Genomic DNA, 546 nt, shown 5'->3' with positions numbered 1-546 from the left:
AGTTGGAATAAACCTGCTCAGTTCCTTCCGGATACTGAACACGGTGTCCCAGCTTGTAACCATCAATTGCAAAGATCGGAGAGATACGAGACATTTAGGCCTCCTGACGTAAGAAATATTCGTTGGTGATGTGACGGCTTTTAAAGACCGTTACTTGCTTGTGCTCTGGATTGCCGGTTGTGATGCTGTCGGTTGTCCAGATTCGGTCAATTCCTGCGTCAAGGAGGGGCTGATAGCCACGACTGAATATGCCGTGAGTAACAAAAAGACCAACACTTGTAGCACCAGCATCGTAGAGGCTTTGAGCCGCTTGGATGAATGTGCCACCACCATCGCAGAGATCATCAACGATAAGAGCATCAAAATCGCACAGATTAGAGGTATCGCCCAAGATACGTGAGCCAGTGATATTGCCATTTGTAACATCGCGAACTTTCTCCATGTAGAGAATCGAATTAGGATCAAACCCTAATACTTTAGCCGCTTTAAGTGTTTTCTTAGCAGCGCCAGCATCAGGAGCCACGATAACATCAGCCCAGCCCTTGA

Annotated in this window: 1 protein-coding gene; it reads right to left on the bottom strand. The window is 47.1% G+C overall.

The genetic code is table 11. The features are described from left to right. Positions 1-94: 94 nt before the first annotated feature. Positions 95-546, bottom strand: a 452-nt coding sequence (locus tag N1032_RS27315; protein WP_259543844.1) for a phosphoribosyltransferase family protein, incomplete at its 5' end; no start/stop codon positions are given.

Origin of the sequence: Herbiconiux daphne (genome assembly GCF_024979295.1) — a bacterium.
In the GTDB taxonomy this organism is placed as follows: domain Bacteria; phylum Actinomycetota; class Actinomycetes; order Actinomycetales; family Microbacteriaceae; genus Herbiconiux; species Herbiconiux daphnes.
This window is presented reverse-complemented; position numbering and strand designations above follow the sequence as displayed.